Genomic DNA, 14,513 nt, shown 5'->3' with positions numbered 1-14,513 from the left:
TCTCACTTCTCTCACAATGAATATTTCTTTTTTTCTTTGGAAATAAATAGAGCTGTGAGAGGAGTGAGGAAATGAGCTTTATAAGAAATATAATAAGAAAATCTATCATGTGTAGTTTATTCTGCTTTGCTTTATTAACCACTTTTCAATCGATTTCTGGTGTAGAAGCAAAAATGTTAACTGATTGGCTTTATGATTCACATTTTTATGGACAGCGATTTTTTGACAACTTAGATATAGAACCACATTTATTGGCAGATCGTCAAAATGATTGGGCGCATTATAAACCGGCAACGAAGACACAAATTTCATCCGTGCAAACAGTCAATGATTCTGTCAGCTTAGAAGAAGCATTTGATTGGTCAAAATATCCATCTGCTACTGTCGTTGCGACTGGCTATACAGCAGGAGCCGAGTCAACAGGAAAATCACCGGGACACCCAGAGTATGGAATCACGTATTCGGGAGTAAAAGTGAAAAGGGACTTATACTCTACTATTGCTGCTGATTTGAATGTTTTCCCGATTGGTACTATTCTTTTTATTCCCGGATATGGCTACGGTGTCGTTGCGGACAAGGGAGGAGCCATCAAAGGGAACCGCCTTGACTTATACTATGAGACAGTAGAAGATGTATACAAATATTGGGGCAAGAAAAAGGTTCAAGTGTACATTGTGAAAAAAGGCAGTGGAACGTTATCTGAAGAAGAATTGAAAAAACTTAATGAAGACGAGACAATGCAAGTATTTAGGCAACAATATTTAAAATCGAAGAGTTAAAAGAAAAGCAGAGGCGCCGTGATCGTTTCGTATACCATTGGCTGTTTGTGATTAAAGGAATATTATTGCTCCTTGGAAAAGGGCAGGCAGAAACCTTGCCCTTATTTTTATTGGCCGAGAAGACAATCGATACCGTCGTCTTTTGGGAAAATATAGGGGTGAAGGAGGGGAGCGAGTTTTTTTAATCCAACTAACAGGCGCGGAGAAGGACGACAGTAGAGGGCTTCTTCAAGAACATAAATACGATTGGTTCGGACAGCCTCGATCTCTTCCCATCCCGGCCGTTTTTTGACGATGTTTTTGTCCATTTTCTCTGTTTGCACGCCGACCCACACAAGACAAATATGTTCAGGATTTCGCACTTTCACTTCTTCCCAGTTTGTTTGTATATTTGCTTGCTTTATATCTGCAAAAATATTCATTCCCCCCGCTAATTCGCTTATTTCACTTAACCAGTTTGCTTTTCCGGGCGTAAAAACAGGCTTTGGCCACCATTCCCAATAAACCTGCGCTCGCTGCTCAATTTTCTCTGCTAGTTGTCTATACTTATCAATGAAAGCATGATAGCGACTTACAATCGTTTGTGCTCGCTTTTGTTGATCAAGCGCTTCCCCTAACCGAAGCAAATCGCCGGCAATATCGTTTAATGAATGAGGTTGCAGCACGAGATGGGGGATGTTTCGCTTTTGTAGTTCGATGACGTTTCTTTCCATACCGGGAACGCTTAAAGAGGCAAGCACGAGATCTGGTTTCATCGCTTCCACTTTATCGATATCAATGTTCAAGTCAGGTCCGACTTGTGGCAATGCGCGTACGGATGGTGGCCAATCGGAATATTCGTCAACGGCAATGAGATGATCGAGCAATCCTAGATAGGCAATAAGCTCTGTATTGCTTGGGCAAAGAGAAATGATTTTCATCGTACCACTCCTTTATTTGTCGCTCCTCTTTTTATTCCACTCGTTCTCTTTCGTTTCCTTGTGTTATGATGAAAAAATGGAGGGAGAAGTTTTGGCACATTATCCAACGGAATATTACGAATTTTTTGTAAAGTTTAACGAAGGTGACTATTATACCTGTCACGACTTATTAGAAGAAATTTGGATGGCTGATAAGGAAAACTTATTTATTAAAGGTTTGCTGCAAATGACGGTAGCGCTTTATCATTACAGCTATGGTAATGTGAAAGGTGCAAGGTCGATGATGCAAGTCGCTCGTGATTACTTGCAGAAATATCGCCCGTTTTATTGGGGAGTCGATGTGGAAGAGATTTATACCTACATTGAGCATTGTCTTGCTATCATTCCAACAGATGTGGATCGCATTGATTTTTCAGAAATCGATCGACTTCCATTACTTCCTCCCCTTGTGTTATACTTACATGATTAATGTGATTATCGAAATATTTTACTGCTTCCTATATAATGGAGAAGAAAAGGGATAAATTAGGGAGGGAGCTGGATGTTTACCGTGAAGCAAGATGGGTTGTTTGATGCGCCGCATGAGGCTGTAGTGATAGGGCTTTTTGATAAAAACCAGCCTCTTAGCGGAATTGCAGCGAAATGGAATGAACAGCTTAACGGGCAATTAACGATTTTGTTAAAAGAAGGCGACATATCAGCGAAGAAAAAACGAATTTCGAAAGTACACACACTTGGTCAGACAGCAGTGAAGCGCCTTTATTTTGTCGGATTAGGGAAAGAAGAAAAGTTGACGTTTGAAGTGCTACGAGAAGCGTTCGGTAAGTTATTTAAAACTTTGAAAGAAGCGAAATTAACAGAAGTGGCGGTCGCTCTTGATACCTTCACAAATGAACGAATTGATGCAAATGAAGCGGCTCATGCTCTTTCTGAAGCACTTTTACTTGCGACGTATCAATTTGCTGGTTATAAGCAAAAAACAAACGAACCGGAAAAGAAATTAGAAAATATCGCGATTTATACAGAAGCGGATCAATCTGAAATAGAAGCAAGTGCATTTGTTGGCCGTGTGTATGGGAAAGCAACAAATTCCGCTCGGACATTAGTGAATACACCGAGCAATTTATTAACGGCAACAGACTTAGCGAACTATGCAGTCAAACTAGCGCAAAAGTACGATTTTGAGTACGAAATACTTGAGAAAGACGATATGGAAAAGCTCGGTATGGGTGCGTTTCTCGCTGTGAATAAAGGATCGACGGAACCGCCGAAGATGATCGTTCTCAAATATCAGGGCAAAGAAACGTGGGAGAACGTCATCGGTCTTATCGGAAAAGGGGTAACATTTGATACGGGAGGCTATTCCATTAAGCCAAGAGAGAGTATGGTTGATATGAAAACAGACATGGCTGGGGCAGCAGCCGTGCTTGGAGCGATGGAAATTATCGGAGAACTTCGCCCGGAACAAAACGTTGTAGCAGTCATTCCAGCGACGGATAACGTCATTAGTGGCGATGCGTTCAAACCGGATGATGTCATTACATCGATGAGCGGGAAAACGATTGAAGTAAAAAATACAGATGCGGAAGGGCGCCTTATTTTGGCTGACGCGATTACGTATGCGAAGCATCATGGTGCCAATTATCTTATTGATGTTGCGACATTAACGGGCGGAGTCATTGTGGCGCTCGGCGTTCATACGACAGGAGCAATGACGAATGACGAAGCGTTATTTGAACAGCTATTAGAGGCATCGATAGAAACAGGGGAGTTTATTTGGCGTTTACCGATCACGGAAAAAGATAAAGAACGCGTGCGCAGCAGTAAAATTGCTGACCTCAATAATTCACCGGGACGCGAAGGACATGCGATTATGGGCGGTGCGTTCCTTGCCGAGTTTGCTGAGGATACGCCATGGATTCACCTTGATATTGCTGGAACGTCTGTCACATCGAAGGAACACGACCTCGGTCCAGCAGGAGCAACCGGTGTGATGGTACGGACGCTTGCTACATTGGTTGAACGATTTGAATAATTTTGAATAATATAGAACGAAGCTGTATGCTGGCTTCGTTTTATTTTGGTATTTTATATGTACAAAATGTGAAGGTAATGTAAATTTTGTGTAAAGTTTTTGATACATTGTTGTAAATTCGACAATTGTTGATAAAATAAGACAGGGTGGCTCATTTTTTAATATTGTAATAAATGGGGGTTTTCATATGATTTTCTCGCCAAAAAAGGATGTTTTTTTTGATTTGTTATTTACCATTTCAGAGAACGTAAAAGAGGCTGCACAATATTTTGTGGAGTATAAAATTCATAATTTAAGCGATTTAAAAGAATTTGCGCGCGTTATGAAAGAGTATGAGCGGAAAGGTGACTCTTTCATTCATGAACTGGTTGTGGCATTAAATAAAACATTTATTACACCGATTGAGCGCGAAGATATTCACCAATTAGCGATGAAAATGGATGATGTACTGGATGGATTAGAACAATGTGCGGCTCGTTTAGAAATGTTTTCATTTACTGAGATTGATGATCATATGATTAAATTTTTTGATAATATTTACAAAAGTACGATTGAAATTGCCGATGCGTTAAAGTTATTGGCAAGCAAGAAGTTAATTGAGATGAGAAAACATGCGATTCAAATTAAAGATTTTGAATCAAAATGTGACGAAATTTTACGTGCATCGATTAAAAACTTATTTGTAACACAGAAAGATCCGATCAAATTGATTCAGTATAAAGAGCTATACGAAATGTTAGAAGAAATCGCGGACAGCTGTGAGGATGTTGCAAATACCATTGAAACGATTATTATGCGTAACGCGTAAAAGGAGACTGCACTTCATATGGATACAGTACTCACACTTACCGTTCTTATTGTTATTTTCGCGTTAGCGTTTGATTTTATTAATGGTTTCCATGACACAGCGAATGCAATTGCAACATCCGTTTCAACGAGAGCGTTAACACCGCGTCAAGCAATTATTCTTGCAGCAACGATGAACTTACTTGGAGCTTTGACTTTTACAGGTGTAGCCAAAACGATTACGAAGGATATTGTTGATCCGTTTACGTTAGAAAACGGTTCGATTGTGATTTTAGCGGCGTTAACAGCGGCCATTGTGTGGAATTTACTTACATGGTATTACGGGATTCCAAGTAGTTCATCCCATGCACTGATTGGTTCAATTGCTGGAGCGGCAGTTTCGGCGGCTGGTTTCGATATTTTAAACTACAAAGGATTTTTGAAAATTTTAGAGTCACTAATTATCTCCCCATTCCTCGCGTTAGCAGTTGGATTTGTCATGATGACTCTTTTTCGCAGCTTATTTAAAAATGCTAACCTTTCTAGAACGACAAAAGGGTTCCGAATGTTCCAAGTCGTAACAGCAGCACTGCAAGCATATACACACGGAACAAACGACGCACAAAAGGCAATGGGGATTATTACGATGGCGTTGATTGCGGCCAATTATCATACTTCTACTGATATTCCTGAATGGGTACGACTTTCTGCAGCTATAGCGATGGGGCTTGGTACATCGGTAGGTGGATGGAAAATTATTAAAACCGTTGGTGGAAAAATTATGAAAATTCGTCCGGTCAACGGAGCTGCGGCGGATTTATCTTCTGCATTAATTATTTTTACCGCTACGACATTCCATTTACCAGTGAGTACTACGCATGTCATTTCGTCTGCCATCATGGGAGTTGGTGCGGCTCAACGCGTGAAAGGCGTAAAATGGGGCGTTGCTCAACGCATTGTTTTAACATGGATTATTACATTGCCTGTATCAGCGTTAATTGCTGGGTTTGTGTATCAAGTTTTTAAGTTATTTATCTAGTAAAAAAAGTGCATGCCAACGCATGCACTTTTTTTACTTGTGATACATTTGCGCAGACATCCCACTCTGCAAAACTTATCCTCTCTAACATGCAACATCGTGCTATCCTAAGCAACGTATCGATGATAAGAGGTCGATTTGCGAATGGATGAATAAATACGAGGCGAAATCGCGCCAGCTATAACAGATAAAATGAGATCTTTTGGTAGAGGCACGAGCATCCATCCCCATGCCATGCTGTAAGAAAAGCCTTTCGGTGCGGCTGCCCAAAATTTATAAGCAAAATACATCCAGTTTGTACCGACGATGTAGTTGATGACCATTCCTGCTAATGCAGCGACAATAAACCGAACCATTGAAGGATGGTTGCTTTTTTCAGTAATTAGCCCTGTTACGTAGGCAGAAAGGATAAATGATAAAATAAAGCCAAATGTTGGACTGACGATCGTTCCAAATCCGCCGGAAAACCGAGCGAATACAGGGGCACCAAAAAGTCCGATCAGCATGTAAATGATCATCGCTAAAGCACCTAAGCGGCGCCCTAAAATCGCCCCAGCGAGCACGCAGAAAAATGTTTGTAAGGTGATTGGTACTCCACCAATGACTAAAAACGGTGCCCATGATGTGATGTTTGCACCGATGGCCATTAATGCTGCGAACATACCTACGAGCGTGAAATCAAGGGCACGCCATTTTGGTTGAGTGATTCCCATATGTAAACCTCCTATTTTTTATAGTTAACAAAATCGTATCGAACAATGAGGCAGATGTCAATTGGATTTTTCGGCAATACACATATTCAGTAAAGACAATGGAAACACTATAATGACTTTAGTATGAGGTTAGGTGAATAGTGATGGAATTCAATGATTACATTCGTGAAATTGAACGGGCCAGTAAAATGGGAGCGAATGAAGATATCATCCATGTAAGCAAAAATGACGACGGATATGATTTGAGAGACGCCAGCAATATCGGAGTAAAACAACCATTTGATGAAAACGATAATGCATAAACATAGTTAAGAGCTGTTCGGCAAGAGGCCAAACAGCTTGACACTAAAAGACGATCCAACGTAATCCAATAGCAAGGCGACAACAATCAAACGTACCGGACGGCGGAGATAATGTTATACGAATTCCGTCTGGATTAAAGTAGACATCGACTTTTGATTGAATCCCGAGCGACTGAATTGATTTTTGCACTTCTTTTGTTTTGCCTGCTTGGGCAGCCGACATGACATTTGACGCAAATGATTTGGAGCTTGCTAATTTTCCTAAAATGACGCTTGCATCCTTCATGAGCTTTTGTGCAGCAGTTGCTGATTGGCCAAACAATGTCGGGTCGACAGGCGGGTATTGTCGAGGCGGATACAGGGGAGGAAAAGCAGAATCATATATCATGAAAACCCCTCCTAATAAGCAATTTTCTATACTACTATATGTACAAAACAGGAAAAAGGAGCGAATTTCTTTCAAAAACCGCTCCTTTTCCCTGTTTTTAGTAAAAATAATGATGCTTACTAACTCGATCACGTCAGGTACAATATGAGTTAAACCGAATACATCGTTAGAAATCATTTGGTCAATTTTACAGCTTTGCTTCATTGAGAGTGCTGCTGCCGCAACTGCTGTTTCTAAACTAGTAGAATGAGTCCTTACGTACGTTGTTCTTGATAGGCTCTCTCTTTAAAAATGGTATGATTTTCTTATCCTCAATAGCATGCGCGTTTTGATAAAAAAGAGCAGGAAGAAATGCTTCCTGCTCTTTTTGTTTATCACATTAAATAACGGAGAAATAAATAAACATGAGATAGCAATAGGGAAATGATTGTCAAAGGAGCACCAATTTTCAAGAAATCCATATAACTAAAGCCATGTCCCTCACGTGAAGCGATTCCTGCAACAATGACATTAGCGGAAGCACCGATAATGGTACCATTTCCGCCCAAGCACGCACCAAGAGCCAATGCCCACCATAATACATCGATTTGTGGAGAATCGGGAGATAATCCCATTCCAATCGCCATATCTTTAATCAATGGAATCATCGTGGTCACGAATGGGATATTATCGATCGTGGCCGAAGCAAATCCGGATACCCAGAGAATAAAATATGCCGCAACAGAAATATTGCCATCAGTTACTTCTAACGCCCTTTCAGCAAGACTTTTAATTAAGCCAATGTCAACAAGCCCTCCGACTAATGTAAATAAGCCGGCAAAGAAGAAAATGGTAACCCATTCCACCGAATGAAATATGTCCTCGATTTCATGCTTCTGTACGTCGATCATCATAAGCACGATTGCTCCCGTCATCGCAATGACAGCAGCATCCACGTGAATGACAGAATGAAGAATAAACCCTAAGATGGTCAATGCTAATACCGATACGGATTTTTTCAGTAAAACCTCATCTTTTATATAATCCTTTTCATTAATTTTCATTAATTCGCTGATGAGTTGATGGTTAGATTTTAATTGATTACGGTAAATAAAGGCGAGAATCGCTACCGTCACAAGCATAATGATGATAATAATCGGCGTTAAGTTTAACAAAAAGTCGTTAAAATCAAGATGCTTGTTCGCTGAGCCGATCATAATATTCGGCGGATCACCGATTAATGTTGCCGTTCCCCCGATATTGGAAAGCAATACTTCTGATATTAAATATGGAACAGGATTGACGTTTAAGATGCGTGTAATCGAAAACGTGACGGGAACAATTAATAATACCGTCGTCACATTATCAAGAAACGCTGATAAGACAGCGGTTAATAGAGATAAAATGACTAAAATGCGAATCGGCTTTCCTTTGGCCAGTTTCGCTGCCTTAATCGCGACATATTGGAAAAATCCTGATTTGCTTGTAATGCCAACAAGAATCATCATTCCGATGAGCAGAGTGATCGTTCCCCATTCGATATGATAGGTAAATGCTTTTTGTAAATCAACAATACCAAAAATAATCATCAGTGCAGCGCCAAGTAATGCAATGACAGCACGATTGATTTTTTCCGAAATGATAATGGCATATGTAATAAGAAAAATGGCAATGGCAGCATAATATTGAATGTTTGATATTTCGTTTGCTGCTGTTTCATGCAAGATCATTCACTCCTTTGCTGAAGCGTTAGGACGGTTAATTGATGGAATTTCCACATGACGGGCATTTCCATGACGGCTTTCCTTTTAAATTTCGAATATAAAAAGAAAATTGGCAATGCGGACAGGTAATTTCCGTTAAGCGGTCCACAAACAGTTTGTGTGATGGTTGCGCACGTACAGATGTATCAACGATTTCAACATGAATATCGTTACGCGATTCATCTTCGTCAATGATAAGTCCTTCCGCTTCTTCCTCTGTTCGCCACCCTTGGCCGATGAGGTGTTGTTATCATTGGCTATGGGAAGAATGGTGAAGGATTTCTTCCGCTAACTTCATATATTGTTCATTTGTTAAGGAAGTGAATGGGAGATCTGTTTTTTTGTTTTTCCAATATGCTTTTAACTGTTCCTCTGTAAAGATGAACGTTACAATTTTATGAATGACAACATTTCTCACTCTGGGTCCTCCCTTTTGACAAACGACATTTGGAACTATTATATTTGTTCTTTTGAATACTCAAACAAATGGGAGAAAACTGTTTACTTTCTCTCTATTAGAAACCCGTACTGTTTAAATACCTGCTTCGCTTCACGAGAGTATAAATACTTGATGAATTGTTGTGCTTCTTTTGTTTGAGAGGAGGAAGCGACAACTCCAGCATCATAAGCAATTTTGCGATTCAAAGAGTCAGGTGCTTTTGTGGTAATGCGAACGTTATCGGAAGAAAGGGCATCTGTTCGATATACAATCCCTGCATCAACATTTTCTGATTCGACGTAGGTTAATACTTGGCGAACGTCTTTGGCCAACACCAATTTCCCTTGAAGCTTCTCCCAAAGATGTGTCGATTGAAGCCATTGTTTTGCATACGCTCCTGCAGGAACCGTTTCAGGAATGCCGATTGCTATTGATTGAACGGCTGGGTTCGTCGTATCGGAAAGTGAATGAACCCCATTTTGGCGCTGTTTTGGAACAATGAGAACGAGCTCGTTGTATACGAGAGGCTCGTTTCTTTTAGATATGACGAGACGTTTTTCTTTTAGCTGGCGAAACGAAGTGGGATCGGCGGAAATAAATACATCCATAGGAGCGCCTTGTTCAATTTGCTTTTGCAATGTGCCAGATGAAGCAAAATTAAAGACAAGATGGGTCGCAGGATGTTTATTCTCATATTGCTTGCCAATCGATGTAAGAACATCTTTCATACTTGCGGCTGCTGCGACAGTTATCGTTACTTTTTTGTCAGGTGAATGAGAGCAACTAACAAGTAACAACACCATACATAAACAAGAAACCCATTTTTTTAACATAATTCTCCCCCTTATCGTAAATGTGCAAGAAGGCTCCCACTTTGACAGGTTCAGGGCGTGACGAATAAAAGTGGAAGATGAACAGCTTTTTGGAGTTCGATACAAATACATGTTCTGTAATAAAGATTGTTCCTTGAGAACGAAAGATGCAGGATTGCGATGGAAAAAGAACTGCCCGTCGCAATCCAGCCCGATCCGCGCCGTGTTAATCAAAAAGCAAAAACGAAACGATCATCGGCTTGTCGAGTCCGATGTACAAGATTTTCGCATTCAGACCGAGATGATCCGGCGAACCTGGTCAATTTTCTTTGGGAGATTACCCAAGAGTCTTCCATTTTGAAAGAAACGAAGTGAATGTGATGGTAATTCAAGCAATATTTATATCATTATAACGTATTCGCGAGGAAAGAACGACTTTTTTACTAGAAATGTGCATACTTTCATTCGCCCTTTTTTTATATTTTCTGAAAAAAGAAATAAAATAATGCTCTCTCATGATATAATAAAAATAATAATGTTATTCGCAAATGTATAAGAGGGAAGCGGAATGGAAAGGGAGAGGAGCATGTCAGAAGAACATCAATATTTATTTCTTGATTTCGAGTTTACCATGCCGGAAAGTAAAACGAAGCCAAGTGGGTTTTTTCCAGAAATTATTGAGGTTGGTCTTGTATCTGTGATGAATGACGAAGTGCATGATCAATTTTCTGCCTATGTGAAACCGAACAAATTTCCGATTTTAACCGATAGGTGTAAAGTGTTTTTAAATATTACCCAAGAACAGGTCGATGAAGGAATCAGTTTTACTGAATTAGTAGCTTTGTTAAAGGAGTATGACCGCTTGTGCCCAAGTACAGTTGTTACGTGGGGGAATATGGACATGAAGGTGCTCAAGCACAATTGTTTGCAGGCTAATCTTCCATTTCCGTTTACAGGAGAGCATCGTGATTTAGCGATGGAATATAAATTGTTTTTTGGTAAACAAAATCAGACTGGATTGCGAAAAGCGGTGCAAGAATATGGAAACGAAGGTGTCGGTAAACCTCATTGTGCCTTGGATGATGCATTCACGACGTATAATATTTTTAAACTTGTTGAAAAAGATAAAAAGTATTTAGCAAAACCGAAACCGCCAACGATCGGGGAGAGAATTGATGTAAGTCAATTGTTAAAAAAGTTTGCTTTATAGTCAGCCAAGTCACTTGTTTAGTGGTTTGGCTCATTTATTTTTGGTATAATAAAAATTAATTCAGATTTTTATGAATGAAAGGTTGGCGAAACTATGCCGTTTTATTATATATTAAACTTATTTTTATATTTTCCAGAGGATAAAAGAGAATATATTCCTGCGGCGATTACGTGTACGATCTTTTTAATTGCGGCGATTTTAACGATGCGGCTCATTATCAAAGTTTCGAAGTATCAAGAGGAAAAAGCAAAGCAATTGGAAGAACGGTTAAAACGAGAGAACGTGATTCATAGTGAAAAATAATCGTTTAAAAAGGCCTCTCTTTGGCAATACTAAGTGAAAAAATATATTGCTGGAGGGGTTTTGTTTTGTGTTTAAAAAAATAGTTTCTATTTTTGCAATCATTGCTTTTATCAGCGGCTGTCAAGAGTCCGCGCCGACTAAAAAGGAAGTTAACATGATCAATAGTGCGGGAGATTCGTTAGGAACAGTGAAATTATCGGAACAGCCGGAAGGAGTGAAATTTACGCTTGATTTAGAAGGGCTTCCTCCGGGAGAACATGCAATTCATATTCACGAAAAAGCGCTTTGCAAAAAGCCTGATTTTCAATCAGCTGGTGATCACTATAATCCTGATGGGAAAAAACATGGCTTGCTCCATCCGGAGGGGGCGCATGCTGGCGACTTGCCGAACATCATTGTGAAAGAAGATGGGACGGTCAAAGCGGAATTTATAGCTCCAGATGTCACGCTGAAGGAAGGAAAGGGAACATTATTAACGAAAGACGGAACATCGCTTGTGATTCATGCAGGGAAAGATGATGGAATGACACAACCAGCAGGAGATGCCGGTGGGCGCATTGCTTGTGGTGAAATTAAAAATTCAAAATAAAGAAAGAAGGCTCGATATTACGATAAAAGAGAGCCTTCTTTTTTTGCTACAAGCCTTCAAAAGCGATGGAGATCCGGTGTAGGGCATCTTCTAATGTTTGACGTGCGCAGGCGACGTTCAGGCGGATAAAGCCGCGACCTTCTTCGCCGAATTTGCTGCCTAGATCGACGGCGATTTTTCCTTTATGCAAAAGGAGCTGCTTTAATTGTTGTTCTGTTTTTTCGAGGCGGCGGCAATCAATCCAAACGAGGTAAGAGGCCTCTGGGCGAATGACATTGAGTTTCGGTAAGTGTTTTTCGAAAAACAAAGAAGTATTGTCGATATTTTGTTGAAGATACGATAAAAGCGCATCAAGCCACTCAGCACCATAGCGGTACGCTGCTTCTGCTCCAACAACGGCAAACGTATTTAACGTGAAAAAACCTTGCCGGCGCTGTGCTGCCTCAAATTGCTTTTTTAATGTTTCGCTCGGAATGATAATCACCGCTGCCTGCAGTCCGGCTAGGTTAAACGTTTTTGTCGGCGCTATACACGTCACGCTTATTTCGGCAAATGTCTCATTGATGGAAGCGAATGGTGTATGCTGATGTGGCGGTAATGTTAAATCAGCATGTATTTCATCAGATATGACAATGACATTGTGTTCCACGCAGAGAGTTCCTAATCTCGTTAGTTCCTCTTTCGTCCATACTCGCCCTCCGGGATTATGCGGACTGCATAGGATCAATGCTTTGGCATTTTTAATTTTTTCGTGTAAATCGTCCCAATCGATTTCATACTTTTTATCCGTAAGTCGGAGTGAGCTGGTAACAAGTTCCCGTCCGTTTTTTTTTACAAGTTGAAACAAAGGAGGATAAACCGGTGTAAGGACAACAATTCGGTCGTTGGGAGAAGTGAATGCTTCGATCGCTGTCGCTAAAGCGGGAACGACACCCGTCGAAAATGATATCCACTTACTATCGATCATCCACTGATGTCTTTTTTGCAGCCAACTGCTCAGCGCTTCTTTTAACGAAGAGGGAATGGTTGTGTAGCCAAAAACACCATGTTTGATTCGTTCAGATAGAGCCTCTATGACAGGCAACGGAGCTTGGAAATCCATATCAGCTATCCACATCGGCAATACGTCTTTGGCTCCAAAAAAACGTTCTGTTCCATCCCATTTAACAGAGTGCGTATTTCGCCGTTCAATTACTTCATCGAAGCAGTACATTCTGTTTCCTCTCCCTTCTTTTTTGGCTTATAATTTTTGTATGTTTCATCAATTTCGCTACGAAAGGTGGTCGACAACCATGGACATGCAACAAGTAAATCAAATGCTCGTTCGTATCATTCAGCGTTGGGATCCGCTCGGTTATGGTTGTGACGCGTATGAGACGGAAGCTGTTGACGTACTACAGGCTGTTCATGAATATGATGAGCTCTATCCGTTGGCTAAAAAAATTCAAGCTATTTATGAATTCTCTTTCGAGGAAGTAATTCCTTTGGAACAATGCATGAAAATCGCAAAACAGCTATTAGAACTAAAGCAAGCTGCTTCCTGTCAGCTTCCATGAAATTCACCCATAAACTGAATCATTTGGCGATAGACGTCATCCGGTTTTTCTTCGGGAAGAAGATGACCTGTGTTTGGAAATGAAATGAATTGGGAATTGCGTAAATCTTGGTGTAATATTTTTCCAATTTTGATCGGAACGACACGGTCATTTTCCCCCCACAGAAGCAAAGTCGGAATATCGATTTTTTGCAAGTCAGTCGATAACAAATCTCCTTCGCGATGGCGAATAAATCGAATAAGTGCCTTAAATATTCGTTCATCGTAAAAAGGCTGTTCATATCCTTTTTTCATTTCATCATCGATGAGCGAATGGTTATAAACGACTTGCAGCAAGTTTTTTTCGACTCCTTGTTCGTAAAGTCGGCGTTTCACATATAAATGGAAATACGGAATATAAGTAGAAAATAGAAGCGATTTTCCGACTCGTTTCATATAACCCGAGCTGCAAAGTAAAATGATTTGTTTCACGATCTGAGGCTGCATTCGCGCGATGTATAAACAAATTTGTCCGCCCATCGAATGTCCGGCGAGCGTGCATTTTCTAATTTGTAAATGATGGAGCAAATCAATGACAAGTTGGGCAAGATTTTTGTACGTGTAACGAAACCGCGTAGATTTTTCGCTTTTTCCAAACGGTGGCAAGTCTATGGCGATAATCGAAAAATCGTTCATTAATAGCGGGATTAGCCGGCGATAGCTAAAGGCAGAAGACAGAAATCCATGCAACAAAACGATTACTGGACGCTGTTCATGAAAGTTATATAATTCATAATAAATGTTCACTTCGCGGATACGGACGGTTTGAGCGTTCGTGAGTGCGATTGACATTTTTTACACCTCCTGCTTCGTGTTATGGTTACTATGGGAATGTTGTACCAACGTATATAGAGTTGAAGCT

The 14,513-nt window shown here is 40.3% G+C and carries 18 protein-coding genes; 10 read left to right on the top strand and 8 right to left on the bottom strand.

The features are described from left to right. Nucleotides 1-71: 71 nt before the first annotated feature. Entirely contained in the window at nucleotides 72-779 is a 708-nt protein-coding gene (locus HNR31_RS11640) for a 3D domain-containing protein (RefSeq protein WP_181556408.1), read from the top strand. 107 nt (nucleotides 780-886) lie between these two features. Here the strand turns inward: HNR31_RS11640 and HNR31_RS11635 are convergent, their stop codons facing one another. After that, nucleotides 887-1,699 (bottom strand): cobalamin-binding protein, encoded by an 813-nt coding sequence (locus tag HNR31_RS11635; protein ID WP_181556407.1) that lies wholly within the window; start codon nucleotides 1,697-1,699, stop codon nucleotides 887-889. Between the two features lie 91 nt (nucleotides 1,700-1,790). On the opposite strand from HNR31_RS11635, the gene HNR31_RS11630 reads away from it, so the two are divergent. The 4 genes from HNR31_RS11630 to HNR31_RS11615 all read left to right on the top strand — a co-directional run bounded on the left by HNR31_RS11630 (nucleotide 1,791) and on the right by HNR31_RS11615 (nucleotide 5,559). Beyond that, entirely contained in the window at nucleotides 1,791-2,168 is a 378-nt protein-coding gene (locus HNR31_RS11630; protein ID WP_228485550.1) for a DUF309 domain-containing protein, read from the top strand. 72 nt (nucleotides 2,169-2,240) lie between these two features. Beyond that, nucleotides 2,241-3,734, top strand: coding sequence for a leucyl aminopeptidase (locus tag HNR31_RS11625; protein ID WP_181556405.1), 1,494 nt, complete (start codon nucleotides 2,241-2,243; stop codon nucleotides 3,732-3,734). Between the two features lie 187 nt (nucleotides 3,735-3,921). Then, nucleotides 3,922-4,542 carry a DUF47 domain-containing protein gene (locus HNR31_RS11620; RefSeq protein WP_181556404.1) on the top strand — a complete coding sequence of 207 codons (621 nt, stop codon included), beginning with the start codon at nucleotides 3,922-3,924 and terminating at the stop codon, nucleotides 4,540-4,542. 18 nt (nucleotides 4,543-4,560) lie between these two features. Further along, nucleotides 4,561-5,559 carry an inorganic phosphate transporter gene (locus HNR31_RS11615; RefSeq protein WP_181556403.1) on the top strand — a complete coding sequence of 333 codons (999 nt, stop codon included), beginning with the start codon at nucleotides 4,561-4,563 and terminating at the stop codon, nucleotides 5,557-5,559. Nucleotides 5,560-5,666: 107 nt separating this feature from the next. Here HNR31_RS11615 and HNR31_RS11610 read toward each other — a convergent pair whose 3' ends face one another. Beyond that, entirely contained in the window at nucleotides 5,667-6,272 is a 606-nt protein-coding gene (locus HNR31_RS11610; protein WP_181556402.1) for a biotin transporter BioY, read from the bottom strand. 143 nt (nucleotides 6,273-6,415) lie between these two features. Between HNR31_RS11610 and HNR31_RS11605 the strand changes: the two genes are divergently transcribed. Next, complete coding sequence (locus tag HNR31_RS11605; RefSeq protein WP_181556401.1) at nucleotides 6,416-6,574, top strand: hypothetical protein; 159 nt, start codon at nucleotides 6,416-6,418, stop codon at nucleotides 6,572-6,574. A 43-nt stretch (nucleotides 6,575-6,617) separates the two neighbouring features. Here HNR31_RS11605 and HNR31_RS11600 read toward each other — a convergent pair whose 3' ends face one another. The 4 genes from HNR31_RS11600 to modA form a co-directional block, all read right to left on the bottom strand. Next, the gene (locus tag HNR31_RS11600) at nucleotides 6,618-6,962 is read right to left on the bottom strand and encodes a hypothetical protein (RefSeq protein ID WP_181556400.1); all 345 of its coding nucleotides are present in this window, start codon (nucleotides 6,960-6,962) and stop codon (nucleotides 6,618-6,620) included. A 374-nt stretch (nucleotides 6,963-7,336) separates the two neighbouring features. Then, nucleotides 7,337-8,671, bottom strand: a complete 1,335-nt coding sequence (locus HNR31_RS11595; RefSeq protein WP_181556399.1) for an ArsB/NhaD family transporter — start codon at nucleotides 8,669-8,671, stop codon at nucleotides 7,337-7,339. Between the two features lie 283 nt (nucleotides 8,672-8,954). Next, a complete protein-coding gene (locus HNR31_RS19145) occupies nucleotides 8,955-9,122 on the bottom strand; it encodes a hypothetical protein (protein WP_306465174.1) in 168 nt (55 codons plus the stop codon). 83 nt (nucleotides 9,123-9,205) lie between these two features. Continuing rightward, nucleotides 9,206-9,976, bottom strand: coding sequence for a molybdate ABC transporter substrate-binding protein (gene modA / locus HNR31_RS11585; RefSeq protein WP_233414606.1), 771 nt, complete (start codon nucleotides 9,974-9,976; stop codon nucleotides 9,206-9,208). 565 nt (nucleotides 9,977-10,541) lie between these two features. Here modA and kapD point away from each other — a divergent pair. The 3 genes from kapD to HNR31_RS11570 all read left to right on the top strand — a co-directional run bounded on the left by kapD (nucleotide 10,542) and on the right by HNR31_RS11570 (nucleotide 12,057). Further along, nucleotides 10,542-11,165, top strand: coding sequence for a 3'-5' exonuclease KapD (gene kapD / locus HNR31_RS11580; RefSeq protein WP_181556398.1), 624 nt, complete (start codon nucleotides 10,542-10,544; stop codon nucleotides 11,163-11,165). 93 nt (nucleotides 11,166-11,258) lie between these two features. Next, entirely contained in the window at nucleotides 11,259-11,468 is a 210-nt protein-coding gene (locus tag HNR31_RS11575; protein WP_181556397.1) for a hypothetical protein, read from the top strand. A gap of 88 nt (nucleotides 11,469-11,556) precedes the next feature. After that, nucleotides 11,557-12,057: a superoxide dismutase family protein gene (locus HNR31_RS11570; protein WP_373367396.1), complete on the top strand. Its 501-nt coding sequence runs from the start codon at nucleotides 11,557-11,559 to the stop codon at nucleotides 12,055-12,057. 46 nt (nucleotides 12,058-12,103) lie between these two features. On the opposite strand, the gene HNR31_RS11565 is transcribed toward HNR31_RS11570, so the two are convergent. Then, nucleotides 12,104-13,270 (bottom strand): MalY/PatB family protein, encoded by a 1,167-nt coding sequence (locus HNR31_RS11565; RefSeq protein ID WP_181556396.1) that lies wholly within the window; start codon nucleotides 13,268-13,270, stop codon nucleotides 12,104-12,106. 79 nt (nucleotides 13,271-13,349) lie between these two features. Between HNR31_RS11565 and HNR31_RS11560 the strand changes: the two genes are divergently transcribed. After that, nucleotides 13,350-13,613 carry a DUF1871 family protein gene (locus tag HNR31_RS11560; protein WP_181556395.1) on the top strand — a complete coding sequence of 88 codons (264 nt, stop codon included), beginning with the start codon at nucleotides 13,350-13,352 and terminating at the stop codon, nucleotides 13,611-13,613. Here the strand turns inward: HNR31_RS11560 and HNR31_RS11555 are convergent. Then, nucleotides 13,601-14,443: an alpha/beta fold hydrolase gene (locus HNR31_RS11555; protein WP_181556394.1), complete on the bottom strand. Its 843-nt coding sequence runs from the start codon at nucleotides 14,441-14,443 to the stop codon at nucleotides 13,601-13,603. The two genes, HNR31_RS11560 and HNR31_RS11555, sit on opposite strands and share 13 nt — an antisense overlap. Between the last annotated feature and the right edge of the window lie 70 nt (nucleotides 14,444-14,513).

The sequence above is a fragment of the Thermaerobacillus caldiproteolyticus genome (assembly GCF_013761245.1).
Classification (GTDB): Bacteria; Bacillota; Bacilli; order Bacillales; family Anoxybacillaceae; genus Thermaerobacillus; species Thermaerobacillus caldiproteolyticus.
The sequence above is the reverse complement of the archived record's forward strand: the minus strand, read 5'-3'. Positions and strand labels throughout refer to the sequence as shown.

Excerpts from the sequence above, each read along its gene's own strand:
- HNR31_RS11610 (WP_181556402.1), bottom strand. The coding sequence starts at position 6,272 with ATGGGAATCACTCAACCAAAATGGCGTGCCCTTGATTTCACGCTCGTA.
- HNR31_RS11615 (WP_181556403.1), top strand. The coding sequence starts at position 4,561 with ATGGATACAGTACTCACACTTACCGTTCTTATTGTTATTTTCGCGTTA.
- HNR31_RS11575 (WP_181556397.1), top strand. The coding sequence starts at position 11,259 with ATGCCGTTTTATTATATATTAAACTTATTTTTATATTTTCCAGAGGAT.
- HNR31_RS11625 (WP_181556405.1), top strand. The coding sequence starts at position 2,241 with ATGTTTACCGTGAAGCAAGATGGGTTGTTTGATGCGCCGCATGAGGCT.
- HNR31_RS11605 (WP_181556401.1), top strand. The coding sequence starts at position 6,416 with ATGGAATTCAATGATTACATTCGTGAAATTGAACGGGCCAGTAAAATG.
- HNR31_RS11600 (WP_181556400.1), bottom strand. The coding sequence starts at position 6,962 with ATGATATATGATTCTGCTTTTCCTCCCCTGTATCCGCCTCGACAATAC.
- HNR31_RS11565 (WP_181556396.1), bottom strand. The coding sequence starts at position 13,270 with ATGTACTGCTTCGATGAAGTAATTGAACGGCGAAATACGCACTCTGTT.
- modA (WP_233414606.1), bottom strand. The coding sequence starts at position 9,976 with ATGTTAAAAAAATGGGTTTCTTGTTTATGTATGGTGTTGTTACTTGTT.
- HNR31_RS11560 (WP_181556395.1), top strand. The coding sequence starts at position 13,350 with ATGGACATGCAACAAGTAAATCAAATGCTCGTTCGTATCATTCAGCGT.
- HNR31_RS11620 (WP_181556404.1), top strand. The coding sequence starts at position 3,922 with ATGATTTTCTCGCCAAAAAAGGATGTTTTTTTTGATTTGTTATTTACC.
- HNR31_RS11595 (WP_181556399.1), bottom strand. The coding sequence starts at position 8,671 with ATGATCTTGCATGAAACAGCAGCAAACGAAATATCAAACATTCAATAT.
- HNR31_RS11640 (WP_181556408.1), top strand. The coding sequence starts at position 72 with ATGAGCTTTATAAGAAATATAATAAGAAAATCTATCATGTGTAGTTTA.
- HNR31_RS11635 (WP_181556407.1), bottom strand. The coding sequence starts at position 1,699 with ATGAAAATCATTTCTCTTTGCCCAAGCAATACAGAGCTTATTGCCTAT.
- kapD (WP_181556398.1), top strand. The coding sequence starts at position 10,542 with ATGTCAGAAGAACATCAATATTTATTTCTTGATTTCGAGTTTACCATG.
- HNR31_RS11555 (WP_181556394.1), bottom strand. The coding sequence starts at position 14,443 with ATGTCAATCGCACTCACGAACGCTCAAACCGTCCGTATCCGCGAAGTG.